15 protein-coding genes and 1 pseudogene are annotated in these 17,554 nt (G+C 48.0%); 10 read left to right on the top strand and 6 right to left on the bottom strand.

Translation table 11 applies throughout. The features are described from left to right. The first annotated feature begins 110 nt into the window (after window positions 1–110). The 7 genes from F4X88_12525 (at window position 111) to F4X88_12495 (ending at window position 10,723) form a co-directional block, all read left to right on the top strand. Entirely contained in the window at window positions 111–764 is a 654-nt protein-coding gene (locus F4X88_12525) for a thioredoxin family protein (protein MYA57115.1), read from the top strand. Between the two features lie 58 nt (window positions 765–822). Continuing rightward, entirely contained in the window at window positions 823–3,285 is a 2,463-nt protein-coding gene (locus F4X88_12520) for a PBP1A family penicillin-binding protein (GenBank protein ID MYA57114.1), read from the top strand. A gap of 161 nt (window positions 3,286–3,446) precedes the next feature. After that, complete coding sequence (gene uvrB / locus F4X88_12515) at window positions 3,447–5,504, top strand: excinuclease ABC subunit UvrB (protein ID MYA57113.1); 2,058 nt, start codon at window positions 3,447–3,449, stop codon at window positions 5,502–5,504. Window positions 5,505–5,700: 196 nt separating this feature from the next. Further along, a complete protein-coding gene (locus F4X88_12510; GenBank protein MYA57112.1) occupies window positions 5,701–5,958 on the top strand; it encodes a hypothetical protein in 258 nt (85 codons plus the stop codon). Window positions 5,959–6,285: 327 nt separating this feature from the next. Further along, window positions 6,286–7,803, top strand: a complete 1,518-nt coding sequence (locus F4X88_12505; protein MYA57111.1) for an insulinase family protein — start codon at window positions 6,286–6,288, stop codon at window positions 7,801–7,803. Next, window positions 7,803–9,947 carry a hypothetical protein gene (locus F4X88_12500; GenBank protein ID MYA57110.1) on the top strand — a complete coding sequence of 715 codons (2,145 nt, stop codon included), beginning with the start codon at window positions 7,803–7,805 and terminating at the stop codon, window positions 9,945–9,947. Before F4X88_12505 ends, F4X88_12500 begins: the two co-directional genes overlap by 1 nt. Then, window positions 9,944–10,723 carry a cysteine hydrolase gene (locus F4X88_12495; GenBank protein ID MYA57109.1) on the top strand — a complete coding sequence of 260 codons (780 nt, stop codon included), beginning with the start codon at window positions 9,944–9,946 and terminating at the stop codon, window positions 10,721–10,723. Before F4X88_12500 ends, F4X88_12495 begins: the two co-directional genes overlap by 4 nt. A gap of 146 nt (window positions 10,724–10,869) precedes the next feature. Here the strand turns inward: F4X88_12495 and F4X88_12490 are convergent, their stop codons facing one another. From F4X88_12490 to F4X88_12465, 6 genes are all read right to left on the bottom strand, one after another. Continuing rightward, window positions 10,870–11,244 (bottom strand): hypothetical protein, encoded by a 375-nt coding sequence (locus F4X88_12490; protein ID MYA57108.1) that lies wholly within the window; start codon window positions 11,242–11,244, stop codon window positions 10,870–10,872. Continuing rightward, window positions 11,244–11,639 (bottom strand): hypothetical protein, encoded by a 396-nt coding sequence (locus F4X88_12485; protein MYA57107.1) that lies wholly within the window; start codon window positions 11,637–11,639, stop codon window positions 11,244–11,246. The genes F4X88_12490 and F4X88_12485 overlap by 1 nt, the downstream gene beginning before the upstream one ends. Continuing rightward, window positions 11,639–12,034: a hypothetical protein gene (locus tag F4X88_12480; GenBank protein MYA57106.1), complete on the bottom strand. Its 396-nt coding sequence runs from the start codon at window positions 12,032–12,034 to the stop codon at window positions 11,639–11,641. The genes F4X88_12485 and F4X88_12480 overlap by 1 nt, the downstream gene beginning before the upstream one ends. Further along, window positions 12,034–12,327, bottom strand: a complete 294-nt coding sequence (locus F4X88_12475) for a DUF2089 domain-containing protein (GenBank protein MYA57105.1) — start codon at window positions 12,325–12,327, stop codon at window positions 12,034–12,036. The genes F4X88_12480 and F4X88_12475 overlap by 1 nt, the downstream gene beginning before the upstream one ends. Before the next feature lie 153 nt (window positions 12,328–12,480). Then, window positions 12,481–14,373, bottom strand: a complete 1,893-nt coding sequence (locus F4X88_12470) for a carbon starvation protein A (protein ID MYA57104.1) — start codon at window positions 14,371–14,373, stop codon at window positions 12,481–12,483. Window positions 14,374–14,592: 219 nt separating this feature from the next. Continuing rightward, window positions 14,593–15,762 carry a xylose isomerase gene (locus tag F4X88_12465; GenBank protein MYA57103.1) on the bottom strand — a complete coding sequence of 390 codons (1,170 nt, stop codon included), beginning with the start codon at window positions 15,760–15,762 and terminating at the stop codon, window positions 14,593–14,595. A gap of 771 nt (window positions 15,763–16,533) precedes the next feature. Here F4X88_12465 and F4X88_12460 point away from each other — a divergent pair. From F4X88_12460 to F4X88_12450, 3 genes and pseudogenes are all read left to right on the top strand, one after another. After that, the gene (locus F4X88_12460) at window positions 16,534–16,716 is read left to right on the top strand and encodes a hypothetical protein (GenBank protein ID MYA57102.1); all 183 of its coding nucleotides are present in this window, start codon (window positions 16,534–16,536) and stop codon (window positions 16,714–16,716) included. A 63-nt stretch (window positions 16,717–16,779) separates the two neighbouring features. Next, a pseudogene (locus tag F4X88_12455) lies at window positions 16,780–17,091 on the top strand (nucleotidyltransferase domain-containing protein). Window positions 17,092–17,157: 66 nt separating this feature from the next. Beyond that, the gene (locus F4X88_12450) at window positions 17,158–17,553 is read left to right on the top strand and encodes a HEPN domain-containing protein (GenBank protein MYA57101.1); all 396 of its coding nucleotides are present in this window, start codon (window positions 17,158–17,160) and stop codon (window positions 17,551–17,553) included. Window position 17,554 lies beyond the last annotated feature (1 nt).

The raw sequence follows: 17,554 nt of genomic DNA, 5'->3' as shown, positions 1-17,554 counted from the left end.
AAAAAAATTAATTTTTTATTTTTCGTTTGAAATTAGCGGATCATTAGAGAATTGAAACCGAATAGCGTTGTTAACGTCTTAATTGAAGAATTAAAGGAAGAATTTGGAAAATGCACAGTCTAAATTGTTTTGCACGTTTTTTTGCTAAGCAGAGCCTTGTTGTTTTGATAATTGTCTCAGTTATCAGTGCTATAGAGGTAGGGTTCACGAAAGAAAAAACAAAGAAGGTTGAACTTGACACCCGCGTTAAGGATTTTACGCTCAAGGATGCCGATGGCACCTCTCATGAACTGTATGCACTCAGTGAAGAGAAACCCGCTACAGTCGTTCTGTTCCTCGCTACACAATGTCCGATCGCAACCGACTATGCGGAACGAATCGTTGCATTAGTCAAGGCTTACGATGAGAAGGGCGTGCAATTTGTCGGAATAAATTCAAATAAACAGGAGAAGGTCAAAGAGATTCGGGAATACAATGAGGCGCACGGTTTTGAATTTCCTGTGCTAAAGGACCCGGAGAACAAAATTGCCGATTATTTCGGAGCGAGAAGAACACCAGAAGTCTTTCTTCTTGACGCGGAACGTGTCCTGCGTTACGCAGGCGCGTTTGATAACAGTCCAAAGGCACCAACGAAACACTATCTCCGAGACGCTTTGGATTTAGTAATCACCGGGAAGGATATTCCAAAATCATCTAAGAAGACAAGAGCTGTTGGATGTACGATTAAGCGAGTTCGGAAAACGGATGTAGATAGGACACCCTAAATTCCACCATAGCCCTTGAATCTCTTCGTTGCGCCTCACAGAGGGGACAAATAGATAAATGCTTCGATTTTTTTATCATCTTTTTCAGGCAGTGCTAATGCTATTTTGGCTTGTAGGTATATGCGTGTTTCTGGCAATGTTTGCTGCCATCGGGTTTGCAGGTGGCATGTTGCTGGCGTGTTGGGAAGATGTCCGCGATATTGATCTCTATCGCCTTGAATACGATGCCGATATCCAGACATGGCGGCAGCATCTCGAGGTCTACTCTTCGGTCTGTGAAGTCCAAGAAACAGATAAGATCGCGTTTCTGATCGATAAATTGGAACGTTTGGAGTACAAGAAGGTCGCGGAACTCATTCCGAAGCTGAGTGGGCCGGGAGAGTATGCGATCGCAACGGACGGAACCGTTCGCATCCATCTGCGGGATTTTGAGTACCCGAATCTTGACGTGAAGGCGGGATACCTTCGGATTTCAGTGACGGATGGAAAAATTGCTGCCATCCGGAACGCGGATAATTCTGTGCGCCATAATTTCTATCTGGAACCGGAGAAAATCGGTGAGTTTGCTGACGATGAGGGGTCCACACGTCGTCTGATTCCGCTCCTGCAAATGCCAGACAAACTCACAGGCGCGTTCACTGCTATTGAAGATCGACGATTTTCTGAACATTGGGGCATCGATCTGATACGTCTCGTTGGGGCATTCAAAAACAACCTGTTGCACGGCAGTCGCTTGGCTGGGACCAGCACGTTGACCCAACAGTTGGCACGAAATATCTATCTTTTCGATCAACGATCCGACAGAAGCGTCATTCGGAAGGCAAGAGAGATACTCCTCGCTGTGAAAATTGAGAAGGCTTTCTCTAAAGACGAGATTTTTGAACGCTACCTGAACCACGTTGATTTAGGGAGATCAAGGTATGGCGGAAAAACATATCACGGGGTGCAGCAAGCGGCACTCGGATATTTCGGGAAGGAGGTCTCGGAGCTTAACTATCACGAGTGTGCATTGCTCGCCGCACTTCCGAAAGGTCCCTACGCGTTTTCCCCCTTTTCCAACCCAGAAAGAGCCTTGCATCGGCGGAATATCGTACTCGACCAGATGTTTGAACAGGGGTATATCCCGGCTGTATCCGAATGGCGTGCAAGCCGAGACGCCCCACTCCTCCCGCAAAATCTGCCCAGAAAAGGGACAAGAACGGCACTGAAAGAGGCTGGACACTTCCTTGACTACGTTCATGAAGCACTCGGTCGGCTGCCTGAACTCAAAGATAATTTGTATAGTGGTGGATTGAAGGTTTACACCACGATAGATATGTCCATGCAAACCGTTGCGGAGAGAGAGATCGAAAAGCACCTCCGTGTGATGGATAAAACTTATGGGGGTCCACGTCTCCCCGATTACGATACCAATAAGCGGAGTCCACGCCTCGATCCGATTGATGATTACTTGCAGGCGGCACTGATCGCTTATGAACCCAAGACGGGACACATTAAGGCGATGGTGGGTGGTCGGAATTACAACATTACAGGAGATAAGATTAATTTCTACAATCGAGCGATTGGCAGTGCCAGACGACAACCCGGTTCCGCATTTAAGCCGATTGTTTTTGCGGCATTGTTAGAAGCCCCTGCAATTGTGACACCTACAACGATTATTATTGATGAGGCATGGGGAATACTTCCGTTCCCTGGACAGCCGATATGGTCTCCGCGCAATTATAGCAAGTGGTTTAAGGGTAAAGTTACCGTGCGCGATGTACTCTCGAGTTCGATTAATGTGCCGACAGCGAAAGCGATGTTGGAGACCCCGATAGCCGAAAACGGTAAATGGGAAGGTTTGAATCGTGTTGTGGATTTGAGCAAAAGAATGGGCATTAAAAGCCCATTGGATCCAGTGCCAGCACTCTCTTTAGGTGCGTCTGGCGTAACAGTCCTTGAACTCACCTCCGCGTACGGTATCTTCGCAAACGGTGGCATTCAGACGGAACCGGTTAATATTCAGTACGTGTTGGACACAGCGGGGAGAATTATTTATACTTCTGATAACTCTCAAAATGAGCCGACCCGTGTTTTAGATGAAAAGGTCGCATATCAGATTACCTCGTTTATGGAGAGTGTAATTCAGGACGGAACAGGTAAACGGGCAATACGGATGGGACTGACGCGACCGGCAGCAGGTAAAACAGGCACTACCAATGACAACGTAGATGCCTGGTTTGTCGGTTACACCGCCGATCTTGTCGTCGGTGTTTGGGTCGGGTTCGATAAGAATCGGTTGAGTCGCCGGAACTACAATCAGGAAGGCGCGAAAGCAGCACTGCCAATCTGGGCACAATTTATGATTGATGCCGCTCGCGGTCCAGAAAAACCGTTCCCGGTTCCGAAAGGTATTGTTTTCCGAGAGGTGAATAAAAAGAGCGGGCTCCTCAGAAAACAAGGTAAATGTCCAGAGGCGGACATTAGCCGAGAACCCTTCATCCAAGGGCAGGAACCGGTCGGACTTTGCACACTCCATTAGATAGCACAAATCTCTCTACACATCTTTGGCGCAGTGTGGTATACTATATAAGACCTAAAATACAATACAAATCACACAAATTTCTTGTAGTTTTGATGTAGACCGCAGCCGTCTCCATATTGCGAGGCGATCAAAAAATTAACAAGGAGCCAGAAGCCACGATGAGAGAGAACTGGGAATTGCTGACCAAAATCGATGATTTAGAAGATGATATCCCCGAACCGGATAACCCGCGATTTGAACTCATCTCAGACTTTTCACCCCAAGGCGACCAACCCGAAGCTATTGATAAACTCACAGAAGGGCTCCACCGTGGAGACAAAGCACAGACACTCCTCGGTGTGACAGGTTCAGGCAAAACCTATACGATGGCGAATGTGATTCAGAACGTCCAATTGCCGACGCTCGTTATCTCACCTAATAAAACACTCGCCGCGCAGCTTTACAACGAATTTCGAACCTTTTTCCCAAACAACGCCGTCCACTATTTCGTCAGCGATTACGAGTACTATCAACCCGAAGCATATATTCCATCCACGGATACTTTTATTGAAAAGGATGTCCGCATTAACGAAGAGATTACACGGATGCGGCTTGCGTCAACAGCGTCCTTGATATCGCGTCGCGATGTTATCGTGGTCGCGAGTGTTTCCTGTCTTTACGGTCTCGGTTCTCCAGATGAATTTGAAAATCAGAGGGTTCAAGTCGCCGTCGGCGATGTCGTGCGGCGCGACGCACTCCTACGCGCATTAGTCGATATTCAGTATGTCCGCAACGATATTGAGTTCTGGCAAGGTGTGTTCCGCGCCCGTGGTGATGTCGTTGAAGTCTTTCCTGCTTACAGTGAGCACGCGTATCGTATTGAGCTTTTCGGGGACGAAATTGATCGCATTAACGAAATTGATACCACGACTGGAGAGGTGTTGGCACAACGGGATTTCCTTGAAATTTATCCTGCCAAGCATTTCATGACCGATGGTGAAATCTTTGATCAGGCGTTAATCAATATTGAACTGGAACTCCAAGACCGGATTCTGACGTTTGAGAAAGAGACGAAATTGCTGGAAGCGCAACGCATTGAGCAGCGCACTCGATTTGACTTGGAGATGTTACGGGAGGTGGGTTACTGCTCCGGTATTGAAAATTACTCACGGCATCTTTCAGGATTGCAACCCGGTGATCCGCCGTATTGCCTGATGCACTACTTTCCGGATGATTTCCTGCTTTTTATTGATGAATCTCACGTAACGATTCCGCAGCTGCGAGGTATGTATCGGGGTGACCGCTCCCGAAAGCAGACGCTTGTTGCGTATGGTTTCCGTCTGCCCTCCGCTTTGGATAACCGTCCGCTCCGGTTCGATGAAGTGGAGGCGCGCGTCAACCAAGTTGTCTTTGTCTCCGCGACACCGGGGTCCTATGAAATGGAAAACAGCGCGCAAGTTGTTGAGCAGATTATCCGACCTACGGGACTCATCGATCCCGAAATTACGATACATCCCGTGAGAGGACAAATAGACCATCTCATCGGCAAGATCCAAGAACGCGTCAGGAGCAAACAACGCGTCCTCGTCACGACGCTGACCAAACGGATGTCAGAGGACTTAACTGAGTATTTGACAGAAGCGGGTATCCGTGCGGACTATATGCATTCCGAAATTGATGTGTTCGACCGTGCCCGCATTCTACGTGAACTTCGCGAAGGCGTTTTTGATGTGCTGGTCGGTATCAACCTACTTCGCGAGGGGCTCGATCTTCCTGAAGTCTCCCTCGTGGCAATCCTTGACGCTGACCGTCCCGGTTTCCTCCGCTCTGTCAGGTCTCTCGTCCAAACTGCTGGACGCGCTGCCCGAAATGTTGACGGTGAAGTCCTCTTATATGGGGATAATATCACCGAAGCCATGGACGAAGCGATCAAGGAAACACGGCGACGCCGCGAGATTCAACTTCAATATAACACGGATAACAATATCACCCCCGCGACGATTGAAAAGGCAATCCAGGAACTGATCGCTGAATCGACTGACGAGTATAAGACGAAAAAATCTGACAAGCCTGCGATCCTCCCAGACAGGATTGAACCACAGGATATTGACGCGATGATTACAGACTTAACGCGACGGATGCGAAAAGCGGCGTTGGACCTTGATTATGAGGAAGCCGCAGCCTTACGCGACCAGATCGCTGAACTGAAAGCGCAATCAACGAAACAATCCGCTTAATAGCCTGTATAGCGTGTCCTATTTCCGAAGAAGATACAGCAATTTAACACTTGTATCTTGAAGTGTAATCTGCTAAAATGCAGTAGTTGATTGTGAATATTAAAACCTGTAATTTTGATCAGTTGAAGGTTAATGATTTTGGCATTTTGTTCACAAAAATATTAATCTTCCTGAGGCACAGAGAAAGGATTTTGCCATGTTTGTTTGTATAGCTTGCGGCTATTTGTGGAAGGAAGCGGATAGCCCACCAGATGAGTGTCCTGCATGCACAGCACCGAAAGAAAAGTACATCCCTTACGATGACAGGGCAGAACGTTGGGTCAAGCGCGCTGTCGCGGCACATGTCATGTACCCAGACGAAGAAGGTGCTGACCTCCGCGCAGAGAACTCGGCACTCTCATCTCACATTAGATTTGCCCTCGTCGGGTTACTCGGTGATCTTGAGAAAGGATAAATAGTTGTCAGCAGTCAGTCATCGGTTATCAGTTAAAGAGGGGACTTGTAACAATTCACTTTGCCTTGGAGAAATCTCAGCAAACGTTCGTTGTGACGGGAATCCTCTTCGCTGATGGCTGACGACTGATAACTAATAACTAATACCATTTCTGATTGAAATTGTAGCATAAACTTCAGTTCGTGCATGCTTGTAGCATAGACTGTTAGTCTGTGCACTCAGGGGCTGCTAATGCAATATAAACTTTTAGAAGTGGTATAATATAGAAAGGAAGCGGCATCGCCCAATATCGGGTGCTCTATAGGATAGAGTGCCGCAAAATGAAGGATGAAACAGATACGTTATCTGCTGGTTCTATGCCTCATTGCCTTGCACGGGATAGCATCAGCACAGGATCTCTCAGACCGGGTGGTAGAGCACATCTTTCCGAACGGTCTGAAGTTGTTAATGATTAAACGCGATACCTCCCCGACCATCGCCCCCTACATCCTCTTTAAAGCCGGTTCAGTCGATGAATCAGATGATACACGCGGTATCGCACACATGCTCGAACACATGTTATTCAAAGGCACTGAAACCATCGGCACAAAAGACTATGAAAAGGAAAAGGTCGTGCTCGCTGAAATCGATCGAATCGGTGATGCCCTTGACATGGAACGTGCAAAAGGCGCCAGAGCGGATGCGGACAAAATAGCCGAATTGGAAGAAGCACTTAAAGCACAACAGGAGCTCGCCAAAGAGTGGATCGTTACCGGCGAATATAGCGAAATTTACACGCAACACGGGAGTACCGGATTCAATGCTGGTACCTCTGTTGACTATACGATTTACACAGTGGAATTGCCGTCTAATAAATTAGAGTTATGGGCAATCCTTGAGTCCGATCGGATTAAGAACGCTGTCTTACGCGAATTTTATGTTGAACGCGAGGCTGTCAAAGAGGAACGGCGGATGCGTGTTGACACCCAACCCGGCGGTAAACTCTATGAACAGTTTATGGCTGCCGCCTTCACTGCACATCCTTACGGGATACCGATTATCGGATGGCCCTCGGATATTGCGATGCTAAATCGACGCAAGGCAGAAGAATTTTTCCGTGTCCATTATGCCCCGAATAACTCTGTCATGGCTATCATTGGGAATATAGACATAGATGAAACCATCGCACTCATCGAAAAGCATTTCGGTGATATCCCCTCGCAACCGCTCCCGCCGGAAGTTACAACCCAAGAACTGCCGCAGGAAGGTGAACGTCGTGTAGATGTCGAATTTGATGCTGAACCGCAACTCATGATTGGGTACCATAAACCGACACTCCCACACTTTGACGACTATGTGTTGGATTTTATCAGTGCGATCCTTTCTGATGGGCGTACCTCTCGATTCTACAAAAACATCGTTGAGACGGGGATCGCCATCTCTACCGATTCATTGAATGGATACCCGGGGGCGCGTTACAACAATCTTTTTGTTATAGATGGCGCGCCGCGGTCTCCACACACAACCGCAGACTTGGAAGAAGCGATTTACACTGAACTCGAAAGGCTTAAGACCGAACCCGTCGCAGAAAAAGAATTTAAACGTATCCTCAAACAGGTAGATGCCAGTTTTATCCGAGGCCTGAGCTCGAACGCTGGAATGGCACGACAACTCACCTTCTATGAAGGGATTGCTGGCAATTGGCGTTATATCCTGGATTGGCGTGAAAACATATATAAAGTTACGCCGGAGGACATCATGAGAGTCGCAAAAACCTATTTCACGAAAAGCAACCGCACCGTCGGCACACTCGTTAAGAAAGCGGCAGCAGCACCCGCCGGTGAAGGGACGGAGGGCAGCGAATAATGAAGAAACGAACCTTTACTGGAATTGTCTTCGCGACACTGGTCACCTGTCTCATTGTGTGGGGTATCCCCTCTACATTTGCCAAACCCCACGAAGAACTGACCTTTGAACCGATCGAGTTTAAACCGCCCGTTCCAGAGAAGCGAACCCTCTCAAACGGGATGACGCTCTACCTCATTGAGGACCATGAGTTACCCTTGTTTAACATCAACGGCTTGATCAAAACAGGTGACATCTACGATCCAGCGGATAGGGTAGGCTTGTCATCCATATTTGCCTCTGTCATGCGAACCGGCGGCACGGTGTCGCGTGAACCGGACGCGCTGAACGAGGAATTGGAATCTATGGCGGCCTCCGTTGAAGTGGGGATGTCGCGTGAATACGGGACAATTAACCTCTCAACGCTCGCCGAAGATATCGAAAAAGGGTTGGAAATTTTTGCCGATGTGCTCAGGAATCCTGCATTTCGCGAAGATAAATTAGAACTCCGTAAGCAGCAGTCGATCGAACGTATCCGCCGACGCAACGATAACCCTATCCAACTGGCGTGGCGTAACTTCTCCGCGCTCCTCTATGGAACCGACCATCCCTTCGGGTGGTATACCGAAATTGAGGGTATAGAAAGCATCACTGTTGACGATCTCAAAGCGTTCCACGCGAAATATTATCATCCCAACAACCTGATGCTCGCGATGACTGGCGATTTTGATACGGAAACTCTGATCGCGCAACTGGAAAAAGTGTTTGAAGGTTGGGAATCCGCAGATATTACTTTCCCTGATGTTCCAACCGTGGATCCCACTCCCGAAGCATCCGTTAATTATATTTTCAAGGATCTCCCGCAGTCGGTGATGTTAATCGGGCATTTCGGCATCAAGCGCACTCCCGATTTCCCTGATTTCTTCGCGCTCCGTGTGATGAACGATATTCTTGGAGAAGGCGGTTTCGCCTCTCGGCTCATGAAGGAAGTGCGTGAGAAACACGGTCTCGCCTATATGGTCGGCAGCATCATGCAAACGAGTTACTATACGAATCCAGGGGAATGGTTCGCCTATTCGCAGACTCGGACGGAAAAGACGGCAGAGGCGATCTCCCTCATCATTGATGTCGTTGAAGGTCTCCGAGATACACCTGTCCCAGAAGATGAGTTACAGCGCACCAAAGATTCACTCATCAATTCGTTTGTCTTTGGGTTTGAGAGCAGTTCGCAAATCGCCTTCCAACAGATGATGCTGGCGTATCGCGGTTATGCCTCCGACTTCCTTGAAACCTATACCGATAATATAGCGAAGGTCACGGCAGCGGATGTGCAGGCAGTCGCACAAAAGTATCTCCATCCCGACGCACTCACGATTGTCACTGTCGGGAATAAAGCCAATTTCGATCGATCGCTTGATGAATTCGGACAGGTCAACGAAATCGAGATAAAGCAACCGGCACCGCCCCCTGCGGAACCGATGCCTGAAGCGAGTGAAGGCGACATGGCGAAAGCCAAAGAGATCGTCGCGGCGGCAGTCGATGCTTATGGTGGACTTGAGAAGCTGCAAACCGTCAAGAATATTGTCGCCGAAGGACGCGCGACCGCCAATTCACCGATGGGACCGATGAACCTGGATGTAAAGGAATACAAGGTCTATCCCGATACAATGCGACAAGATATTAAGATGCCCCAAGGTGAAATGAGTTACGCATTTGATGGGACTTCCGGGTTTGCGCTGACCCCTATGGGTGCCCAACCTCTGCCTCCTGAAATGACTGTTGCTTTGAAAGATGATATGTTCAGGGAACCGATTTGGCTGCTTGCAAATCTTATCCAGGATACCTCTATCCAATACACCGGCACGGAAGAGGTAATGGGAAAACCCACTGCCATTGTACTTGCCAAACAGCCTTCGGGTAAAATGCTCAGCATCTTCATCAGTGAAGAGACACACTATATCGTGAAGATGAGCTTCCGTGAGTCGGAACAGGGCGTTGTCGTCAATAAAGAAACGCTCTTAGGCGATTACCGCGATGTGGATGGTGTCAAAGTCCCACATCATATTCAGCAGAATGTAGAGGGTGAACTCTTCACCGAAACTCGAATAAACAGCGTCATGTTGAACACAGAACTCGACGATTCGCTGTTTCAGGAGCCAAAGTGAAAACGTTAAATTTACGCGTCCGCTACTTTCAAGATAGCACTCCGGCAGATGTGCCGTGCCGTGAAACCGCTTTCATCCGGCGTGAGTTTGATATGCCGTTCCCCGTTGAGGAGACAGCTTTGGTACTCGTCGACTTGTGGAACGTGCATTTCATAGAAAGTTGGATAGAACGCGCGGCACAGGTAACGAAGGAGTGCGTCGTGCCTGTGATAGATGCCGCGCGGGAAGCGGGTTTGACGATTGTGCATGCCCCGTCTCCGTCAGTAGCGGCACAATATCCGCAACTCGAACGGCACAAACCGCCTGAACCGTCTACCCCTTCGGTGTGGCCCCCCTCCGATTTCCGAAGTCGAGAGGGGGACTATACCGTTTATCGCGGTCCTCGGAGTCAACCCCCCAGTATCGACATCCACTGGGACAAACTCGCCTCACAACTTTCTGTTTCGCCTGCGATTGACGTGAAACCGGAAGATTTTGTTATCGCGACGGGCCAGCAGTTGCATGAACTGCTGGAGGAACGGCGGATTTTACATCTGCTCTTTGCGGGTTTCGCAACGAATTGGTGTGTATTGGGCAGGGATTACGGTATCCGCTCTATGGCGCGGTATGGCTATAATATCGTGTTACTCCGCGATGCTACAACTGGTGTGGAGTTCCCTGATACATACGATAATCTGTTCACGACAGAAATCGCCATTCGGGAGGTGGAACAGCAGTACGGCTTCAGCGCATCGAACGCCGATTTCTTTGCGGCAATTGAGAAATTTCCAGCATAGTTATCCTACCAATGAATTCCCATTTTTCACTGTTAGGCGAGGTCTCCGTGCCTCGCCTTTTTGCTTAATGACTACGAGACGAATGCCCTTTTGAACTTTCGAAACATCCGAGTAAAGAGTGCCACAGCCTCCGGGTCCTAAAGTCTTCAGTTTTCGTTTTGGTCGTCACTGTTCCCTCCAAGTGTTAGATCTTCAGACATAGCCTTTCTAAGTTCGACTTTCCTATATTCACTGCGAAATACAAAGAAAAGCATTCCATAGAGGGGTGTCCCAATCAGTCCACAGAGACCAAATCCGTACCATACACTGTAAGGTTGTCCTGACAAATACGCGATTATGCTAACTACAAGTAAGAGGCCTGATAGAGCAAAGCCAAAAATGTCGACCCCTAAAACGAGTTTCTTTGCTTTTCCTTTTGGGATAAAAAAACTTGCTAAAGTCCCGACGACTCCACCAAGAGTACCACCAATTCCACCTAATATGCTCCCCAGTATTCCGGGGTTAATCCAAGGTTCATTCATCAGAAACCTCCTTTTCTTTTTTTTTTCATGGTGTCTTTCTCGTTACCACCAAGCATAAGGTCTTCGGACATAGATTTTCTGAGTTCAGCATCTCTTGCTCTTTTGAGGATTACCCAAAAACCCGTACCAAATCCAACTGTGCAAAGGAGTCCGATGTAGCCAAATACGTACCATACGTCACGAGGTTGTCCCGACAGATATGCGATTATACCGACAACAAGTGAAGTGAACGATAAAACAAACGCGAAGGTGTTAACGCCCAAAGTGAGTCTCTTTGCTTTTCCCCTTGGAACAAATCCGCCTGCCAATGTTCCTACAACGCCACCGAGGATACCTATCATTGAACCCAATATACCACCTACCATTCCAGTGTTACTAATCCAAGGTTCGTTCATCAGAATTCCTCCTTCTCTTTCCTGTTATTTATGTCCTGCGTCTTGTTCCCTCCGAATGTGAGGTCTTCAGACATCGATTTTCTGAGTTCGGCTTCTCTATATCTTTTGAGAATTACCCAATAAACAAAGGCAAATAGAACTGTGTCATTTAGACCGAAAAAAATGGACCTCAACCATACCCAACGCGGTTGTCCGAAGAAATATGCGATTATACCAAACACCAACAATACGAAACCCATGACACATCCAAAAGCGAGAACACCTAAAGTAAGTTTTTTGGCTTTTCCTTTTGGAACAAACAACCATCCCAATGTTCCGACGATTGGACCGAGAGGAATGAATATCACCATCATTAAAATACCCAGTTCTTGCTGTGAAATCCAAGTTTCATTCATTATTTTGATTCCTCGTAAGCCTTGATAAGTGCCCTTGCGGCGGCTTGCGTCAACGTACCTTCCGCGACCAGCAACCGAATTTTCAATAAAAACGGGTTTTCCGCATCGGAGTCATCAACGATATTAATTTTGTCTATAAGCCGATCCAACCGGATTCTCAAGGTTGGATATGAAACTTTATACTGTTTTGCTAAGTCCTTGAGCGACCCGGAGGCTAAGACAAATCGTTTGACGAAGTGGAGTTCTTCTTCACTCAAGGCAGACAGCCACTTCGGAATTTGTGTATCTGTCATATTCCTTCTTCCCTTAAACTTAAACGCGGTTTAAGGCATTTATAATATGATAGCATTTAACAAAATTAAAGTCAAATTAAATTTTGTTAAAGTTTTAAGCGATGAAAAATTGGTATAGAGTGCTGATGGAAGAAATTATGCGAGGATTGATTTTCAATCGGTGGCGAAACTTTCCAACGGTGGAAGTTCCGGGTAGTTGCCACGGGCGTGTCGCCACGCGAGGACCCCTTCAGCGATCATCCAGACCTGTAACGCCTCCACGACAACACCGAATCCGAAGAGTAAATATTTGCCAGTGAAAAGCCATCCTGTTTCAGGATTGAACATCTGGTGGAGCATTGCCCATGCAGGCATGATGAGCATGACGATCATCGGCAGGAGTGCGAACCAGATCGGTTTGTTGCGGCGTAGGAGATAGAAAACGATGACCATGAAGGCTAATCCGGCTAAGAGTTGATTTGTCGCACCGAAGAGGGGCCAGAGCGTCAAACCGCCACTGCCAGGACCACTCGGTCCCTGTAGCAGCGCAACTGCGGCGGCGAGCACTAACGCGAACGCAGTCGCTATATAACGGTTGGTTAACGGCTTGAAGTTAACCGTTTGCGCCAGTTCATAGATAACATACCGTTGGAGTCGTGTCGCTGTGTCTAACGTTGTAGCGGCGAAACTCGCAACGAGAACCGCCATAATCGCAATGCCCATCTTGAGCGGAATACCGAGGGAGGCGAGGAAATTTCCACCTCCGTCCACAAACGCACTCACCTTCGCCTTGAGTCCGTGGCTTGCCCAACCGCTGACGACCGTAGTCGTCCCGTCAGCACTTGTTTCCGTTTTGATAGCGTAGCGCGCTTTCCAGGCGTCGTGATTCGTAACAGGGGTTGCGCTATCTGCCTTGACAATCGGTTGGAAGGTATAGTTTGCACCAGTCCCCGTCCGGTTGAAAATCCCCATACCGATGCCAGCACAGCAGGCAAGAATAACGATAACGGCAAGTCCACCCTCGAGTAGCATCGCCCCGTATCCGACGTATTGCGCGTCGCCTTCGGAGGCGACCTGTTTACTGGAAGTCCCGGAACTCACCATACAGTGGAAACCGCTGACCGCACCGCACGCAATCGTAATAAAGAGGAAGGGCCAAATCGGTGGAGCATCGGGTGGGATGTCTGAGGCAACAGCCGGCGCGGAGGCTGTCAGATCCGCTCTGCCTGTGAAACCTGCAACGGCAAGTCCAAGCACTAATAGGAGAAGTGCTAATACAAGTTCATGGCTGTTGATGAAATCACGCGGTTGCAGAAGCGTCCAGACGGGTAATACCGAGGCGATAAAGCAGTAGACGAAAAGCACCAGTGTCCAGATCACCACAACGTTTAGGTAAGTTTTTCCGAGCAAGGGGATGCCGAACCATTGCGAGAGATCGATCGGTAGGAGATACGCACCAACTGCCATCCCGATGTACATGATACCGAGCGCGACAATCGAGGGAATGAGAATATTGCCCCCCCTACGATAGATCCAGACACCGATGGCAACAGCGAGCGGAATTTCCACCCAAACGGACAGGACGGATTCAGGGTAGTAGGAGAAAATCAGGGCAATGACCAAGCCAAAAATGGCAAGAACAATGGTCAACCCCATAAAAAGGACGAAAAGGAAGAGAAATTTCGCGCGTGGACCGATCATCCGCCCTGCAACTTCGCCGACACTTTGCCCACGGTTACGGAGGGAGACAACGAGTGCCCCGAAGTCATGGACAGCACCGATGAAAACCGAGCCGAGGACAACCCAAAGCAACGCCGGTAGCCATCCCCAGAAAACGGCAATGGCAGGTCCTACGATTGGACCTGTACCCGCGATACTCGTGAAATGGTGCCCAAAGATGACCTCTTTTTTCGTTGGAACGTAATCGACATCATCTCGCAGCTCCTGACTCGGTACTGTGGCTTGGGCATCTAATCCGAAAATCTTTCTCGCCAACCATTTGCCATAGGTATGATAGGCAACAATGAAACCGATGAAGCTTAAGATCGCAATAATAAGCGTATTCATTTTTAAATTTTACCTTGCGGAGGAACAACGGGCGTTAGACCTATCGGATGCGTTCCTTAAATCCGCTCTCCATTTCATTACGAGCTACGGGATTGGAGGCTATCTTTAGGAGTACCCCGTGTGAGATGAAACCTCTTTACCGACAACTGACTGCCAATTACTCCCAGTGGGGCGGGAGTTTCACGCGCACCCTCGTAAACCCGCAGGTAAAAGTTTGGCTTACCTGATCCCCATTAAAACCTCAAATGTGAGTTGATCCAATTTCTCGTATCCGAGTCCTTTTTGTGCAAGGGTATCGGGTTCAAAATCAATCTTTCTGAGTTTTCCGACGCTCTCGGCGTTGTAATGTGCCATGAGTGCTTCGAGTTCAGGATCGCGTGCTTGTATTTCAGCGAGAATCCCTTGAATTTCCGCATCTTCGTTGAAACGGCGTGCTTTCTCTTTCAGAATCAGATAGCTTCGCATGCATCCTGCGGCAAAGTCCCAGACCCCTTGTTCGTCTTCAGTTCTGTAGGCGTGGGCATCAAAGTGACGAGAGCCGTCCCAGTTCACATCTTCAAGGAATTTGACGAGGAAGAATGCACTCTTGATATTTTCAGAACCGAAACGCAGGTCTTGGTCGAAACGACTCATTTTCTGGTCGTTGAGATCAATATGGAAGAGTTTACCCGATTCGTAGGCTTGTGCGACACCGTGAATGAAACTCAAACCTGCCATCGTTTCGTGGGCAAATTCGGGGTTCACACCGACCATTTCTGGGTGGTCAAGCGTCTCAATAAAGTGGAGCATGTGTCCCGTTGTCGGTAAGTAGATGTCGCCGCGGGGTTCATTCGGTTTTGCTTCAAGCGCGAAGCAGAGGTCGTAACCTTGGTCTTTGACGTAATGCGTGAAGTAGTTCATCGCCTCCCGATTCCACTTGACGGTATCGGGTCCGTTTTTAGAGGCATCTACTTCGGAGCCTTCACGCCCACCCCAAAATACATAAACGGTCGCGCCGAGTTCAACACCGAGATCAATGGCGTTCAAGGTTTTCTGGATTGCGAATGCTCGCACCTTCGGATCATTAGCGGTAAACGCTCCGTCTTTAAAGATTGGATGGTAGAAGAGATTTGTTGTTGCCATCGGCACCTTCATACCGTGATCGGCGAGTGCCTGCTTGAATTCGCTAACAATTTTATCGCGTTCAACGGCTGAAGCATCAAAGGGGACGAGGTCGTTGTCATGTAAATTAACGCCGTATGCGCCGAGTTCGCTTAATTTTTGGACTGTATATGTAGGTTTCAAAGGGGGCCTGACAACATCACCAAATGGATCGCGACCGGGATTACCGACCGTCCATAATCCAAAGGTAAACTTATGCTCAGGCTTAGGCTGATACAATTCTGACATGCATTTCCTCCTATTGCTTATAATTTTGACATGCTTATGAGCCAACATTTAAATTATACCATATTTGGTATATTTGTTGCAAATTCTTATCGTTGTTTCGTTGTCTGTTCAGGATCCTTTATGGTGAATTGAAAAAATAGGTAGACATTTTAAAAACATCAAAACGCTCCAGCTCCGCTGGCGAGGTTTCCGAACCTCGCCCGATTTACGCAGATAACCCTTGTAACGACTGGGTTTTCTCACATTAAAAATTTGACAAAAAAAGGATTTTGAATACAATATCCCAAAGGGTATTCTCTGAAAGTGCTACAGGCGTTGTATGCGTTTTGTTGAGTGTGAAATCGTGCAGGTGTGCGTATCTTCACACCTGCAGATGTGCAATCTCTTTGACATCTCAAAGCGGTTTGTGTTATACTCTGCTCAGCGCAATTGATAGAGAACTTCCTTCGCACCGCTTGGCGCAGTCTCTATTCCAAACCGAACTGATACAAAGCGAGAATCATCTTATGACTACTAAATTTGGTCGTCTTCAACCTGTTGAACTCCGTGTGTCCTGATTGTAATAGGGAAGCACCCCATGAGGCTATAATCGTAGAGGCAGTTGTTCGCCATTTCTCTAAACCTGCGTTCTCTCAATTTTATATCCAAACAGAACATAAAATTCAGATGGGTGTAGACAATCGTAGAGCTGAATATAGCAATTGGCTTTTTTTAGATCATGTGCTGCCATCGGACGAATAAGGTGTTAGGGTGTTAGGGGAGGTAAAGAATATGAAAATCTGGAAATTTGCAGAATACGCGGCTTATCGTGGTCATGCACATCAGAACGTCTGGAGTAAACACAAAACCACCATCTACGACGATACCCTGAACGATATGAAGGAATTATACAGTCGTTTTGACAACAACTTGGTATATTCTGATCGCCTTTCATCAAAGGGTATGGAAAAATAACTTGTCCCCGCGCCCGAACCTATGCTAAACTCTCATAGGAATTCGATAAAGGAGAACGCATGCATGGTTACCCGGGAAGCTATTCAAGCGACATGCGACGACATCGTACGCGAATTCACGCCGCTACAAGTGATCCTCTTCGGTTCCTATGCCTACGGCACGCCTACCGAAGGCTCGGATGTGGATATACTTGTTGTCATGGATATCCCGAAATCGGAATTTCGCAGCAAGGCTGTGGAAATCCAGCAACGTATTCCGGATCGCTTCAGTTTGGATCTTTTGGTGCGTTCGCCGAAAGAAATAGCGTCTCGCGTCTCGTATAACGATTGGTTCCTTCGAGAGATCACTGAAAAAGGCGATTTTCTTTATGGATCCGATGTGGATTACAATAGAGGAAACTGGCGAGGCACGTCAAACGCTGTCAAGAAGGAGCAGAACTGCATGAATCCGTTGACGCTGGAGTGGATAGAGAAGGCTGAAGAAGATTATGATATGGCAGAATTGGCGCGACAGGCATCTCGCCCATTTCACAATTCTATCTGTTTCCATGCACAACAGTGTATTGAAAAATATCTCAAGGCATGGCTTCAGGAGTCAGACATTCCCGTCCCCAGGACGCATGACCTTGAAGAATTGCTGGTGTTGATTGTGCCGATGCTGCCTGCTTGGTCGCAGTGGCAGCCTGATTTTAAGAGAATCACAGAGTATGCGGTAGATTCCCGCTATCCGGGTGATTCAGCGACTGCTGAGGACATGCAACACGCCCTGCGTATCTGTGATACGGTGCGGCAAGCCGTTCGGGCCTCGCTGAAACTGTCAACGGATAACATCAAGTAAG

Source organism: Candidatus Poribacteria bacterium (genome assembly GCA_009839745.1).
GTDB lineage: Bacteria > Poribacteria > WGA-4E > WGA-4E > WGA-3G > WGA-3G.
This window is presented reverse-complemented; position numbering and strand designations above follow the sequence as displayed.